The organism is Streptomyces sp. NPDC057654, from assembly GCF_042800135.1.
Taxonomy (GTDB): domain Bacteria; phylum Actinomycetota; class Actinomycetes; order Streptomycetales; family Streptomycetaceae; genus Streptomyces.
The window spans coordinates 1-3,431 of sequence record NZ_JBHVHQ010000902.1; the positions used below are offsets into that span (position 1 = coordinate 1).

Here is a 3,431-nt window from a genome sequence, read left to right on the forward strand (position 1 = left end):
GCCTGTGACCCAGTCGATACGGACCGGTCAGCCGACCAGCCCCTCCGCCAGGTCGTCGGCGAGATCCTCGGTGAGGTTCGACTCCGTGCCCGGAATCCCGAGGTCCTGCGCGCGCTTGTCGGCCATCGCCAGCAGCCGGCGGATACGGCCCGCCACCGCGTCCTTGGTCAGCGCCGGGTCGGCGAGCGCCCCCAGCTCCTCCAGCGACGCCTGCTTGTGCTCCATGCGCAGCCGGCCGGCCGCGGCGAGGTGCTCGGGCACCTCCTCGCCGAGGATCTCCAGCGCCCGCTGCACCCGCGCGCCCGCGGCCACGGCGGCCCGCGCCGAGCGGCGCAGATTGGCGTCGTCGAAGTTCGCGAGCCGGTTGGCGGTGGCCCGCACCTCGCGCCGCATCCGGCGCTCCTCCCAGGCCAGCACCGACTCGTGCGCGCCGAGCCGGGTCAGCAGCGCGCCGATCGCGTCCCCGTCCCGTACGACCACCCGGTCCACGCCGCGCACCTCGCGCGCCTTGGCCGCGATCTGGAGCCTGCGGGCGGCGCCGACCAGCGCGAGCGCGGCCTCCGGGCCGGGGCAGGTCACCTCCAGGGACGAGGAGCGGCCGGGCTCGGTGAGCGAGCCGTGGGCGAGGAACGCGCCGCGCCAGGCGGCCTCCGCGTCGCAGGTGGCGCCCGAGACGACCTGCGGGGGCAGTCCGCGGATCGGCCGGCCGCGGCCGTCGACCAGGCCGGTCTGCCGCGCCAGCTGGTCACCGCCCGCCACTACCCGCACCACGTATCTGCTGCCCCGCCGCAGCCCGCCGGGGGCCATCACCACCAGGTCGGAGGCGTGCCCGAAGATCTCCAGGATGTCCTTGCGCAGCCGCCGCGCCGCGATCCCGGTGTCCAGCTCCGCCTCGATCACGATGCGGCCGCTCACCAGGTGCAGCCCGCCCGCGAACCGCAGGATCGCCGAGACCTCCGCTTTCCGGCAGCAGGTCCGGGTGACGGGAAGCCGGGAGATTTCGTCCTTCACCGCTGCCGTCATCGCCATGGGCCGATCCTTCCATGCATCCGAAAAATACGGTCGTACGCGGCGGCCAACAGCTCCGGGTCGTGCTTCGGGGAACCGTCGAGCGCGGCGACCGGCGCCAGCTCGACCGCGCCGCCGAGCCGCTTCGCGGCTTCGGTGAGGCTCTCCCGGTCGGGCACGGCGGCCTCGTCGGCCAACACCACGTCCAGGGCGAGTTTAGGGGCGTGTCGGGCCAAAACCTCCAAATGACGCTGCGGGGAGAAGCCATCTGTTTCACCGGGTTGCGGTGCCAGATTCAACGAGAGGACCCGGCGCGCCTTGGTCTCCTGGAGCGCTTCGAGCAGTTCGGGGACGAGCAGATGCGGGATGACGGAGGAGAACCAGGAGCCGGGGCCGAGCACCACCCAGTCGGCGTCGAGCACCGCGGCGACGGCCTCCGGCACCGCCGGCGGGTCCTCCGGCACGACGTGCACCGACTGCACCTCGCCGGGGGTCAGCGCCACGGTGGCCTGCCCGCGCACGGTGGACAGCTCGTCCGGGCGGTCCGCGTCGTGGCCCCGCACAAGCGCCTGGAGCTCCAGCGGCACCGCCGACATCGGCAGCACCCGGCCGTGCGCCCCGAGCAGCTTGCCGACCAGGTCCAGGGCGCTCACATGGTCGCCTAGCTGCTCCCAGAGGGCGACGATCAGCAGATTGCCGACCGCGTGCTCGTGCAGCTCGCCCTCGCTGGTGAAACGGTGCTGGATCACCCGCGCCCAGGTCTGGCCCCAGTCGTCGTCGCCGCAGAGCGCGGCCAGCGCCTTGCGCAGGTCGCCGGGGGGCAGCACGCCGAGCTCGTCGCGCAGCCGCCCGCTGGAGCCGCCGTCGTCGGCGACGGTGACGACGGCGGTGAGATCGCCGGTGATCCGGCGCAGCGCGGTGAGCGAGGCGGACAGCCCGTGGCCGCCGCCGAGGGCGACGACCTTGGGCTGGGCGCCCCGAGGGCCCCGGCGTGTACGGCTGCCGGGCACAAATCTGCGCACGCGCCGCATGCGCAGCGTGCGATTCGTCATTCGCGCCCCATGTCCCGGTGGACGACGACGGTCTCGACGCCTTCGGAGACCAGACGCTGGGCGAGCCGCTCGGACATGGCGACGCTGCGGTGCTTGCCGCCCGTACAGCCGACGGCGATGGTCACATAGCGCTTGCCCTCGCGGCGGTAGCCGGCGGCGATGAGCTGGAGCAGCTCGGCGTACCGGTCCAGGAACTCCTTGGCGCCGGGCTGGTTGAACACATAGCCGGAGACCTCCTCGTTGAGGCCGGTGAAGGGCCGCAGCTCCGGCACCCAGTGCGGGTTCGGCAGGAAGCGGCAGTCCACCACGAGGTCGGCGTCGACCGGGAGCCCGTACTTGTAGCCGAACGACATGACGGTCGCCCGCAGCTCAGGCTCCTCCTCGCCCGCGAACTGGGCGTCCATCTTGGCGCGCAGCTCGTGCACGTTGAGGCTGGAGGTGTCGATGACCAGGTCGGCGTCGCCGCGCAGCTCGCGCAGCAGGTCGCGCTCGGCCACGATGCCGTCGACGATGCGGCCGGGGCCCTGGAGCGGGTGCGGCCGGCGGACCGACTCGAAGCGGCGGACCAGGGCCTCGTCGGACGCCTCCAGGAAGATCACCCGCCGCTTGACGTGCTTGGCCGCCAGCGCCGCGAGCGACTCGCGGAGGTTGTCGAAGAAGCGCCGGCCGCGTACGTCCACGACCACGGCGATACGGGCCACGTTGCCCTGCGAGCGGGCGCCGAGGTCCACCATGGTGGGGATCAGGGCGGGCGGCAGGTTGTCGACGACGAACCAGCCGAGATCCTCCAGGCACTTCGCGGCGGTGCTGCGGCCCGCCCCCGACATGCCGGAGATGATCACCAGCTCGGGAATGGCCGCCGTCTCGCCTCCCTGCTCCGCCGTCGTCGTACTCACCTGTGCTCCGTCTTCGTGGGTCTCGTTCATGCCTCGTGCCCCCGTTCCGATGAGGAAGCGGCGGGTGCGGCCTCCTCATCCTCAATGATCTCTCCTGTCGCGGTATTCACCGCAGGGGCGGCCGGAGCCGCCGTGGCGAGGGCCGCGGCGACGGTCTCGGCGGTCTTGCGGCCGATGCCGGGCACCTCGCAGATCTGCTCGACCGTCGCGGCGCGCAGCCGCTTGACGGAACCGAAGTGCTTGATCAGCGCCTGCTTGCGGCTGTCGCCGAGACCGGCCACGGCGGCCAGCGGGCCGGCCTTGATGGCCTTGGCGCGCTTGCTGCGCTGATACGTGATGGCGAAACGATGCGCCTCGTCGCGGACGCGCTGGAGGAGGTAGAGCCCTTCGCTGCTGCGCGGCAGCACGACCGGGTCGTCCTCGTCCGGCAGCCAGACCTCTTCGAGCCGCTTGGCGAGCCCGCAGACGGCGACGT

Annotated in this window: 4 protein-coding genes; all 4 read right to left on the reverse strand. The window is 72.7% G+C overall.

Features of this window, described 5'->3' with window-relative positions; genetic code table 11:
- Positions 1-27: 27 nt before the first annotated feature.
- Positions 28-1,029, reverse strand: coding sequence for a DNA-binding protein WhiA (gene whiA, locus ACFU99_RS37965; protein ID WP_363229098.1), 1,002 nt, complete (start codon positions 1,027-1,029; stop codon positions 28-30).
- Entirely contained in the window at positions 1,020-2,060 is a 1,041-nt protein-coding gene (yvcK, locus tag ACFU99_RS37970) for a uridine diphosphate-N-acetylglucosamine-binding protein YvcK (RefSeq protein WP_384401551.1), read from the reverse strand. The genes whiA and yvcK overlap by 10 nt, the downstream gene beginning before the upstream one ends.
- Positions 2,057-2,986 (reverse strand): RNase adapter RapZ, encoded by a 930-nt coding sequence (gene rapZ / locus ACFU99_RS37975; RefSeq protein ID WP_384401554.1) that lies wholly within the window; start codon positions 2,984-2,986, stop codon positions 2,057-2,059. The genes yvcK and rapZ overlap by 4 nt, the downstream gene beginning before the upstream one ends.
- On the reverse strand, positions 2,983-3,431 hold a 449-nt coding region (locus ACFU99_RS37980), incomplete at its 5' end, for a helix-hairpin-helix domain-containing protein (protein ID WP_384401557.1). The genes rapZ and ACFU99_RS37980, both read right to left, overlap by 4 nt.

Bases quoted from the DNA above. Each gene is read 5' to 3' on its own strand.
- rapZ (WP_384401554.1), bottom strand. From the start codon at position 2,986: ATGAACGAGACCCACGAAGACGGAGCACAGGTGAGTACGACGACGGCG.
- yvcK (WP_384401551.1), bottom strand. From the start codon at position 2,060: ATGACGAATCGCACGCTGCGCATGCGGCGCGTGCGCAGATTTGTGCCC.
- whiA (WP_363229098.1), bottom strand. From the start codon at position 1,029: ATGGCGATGACGGCAGCGGTGAAGGACGAAATCTCCCGGCTTCCCGTC.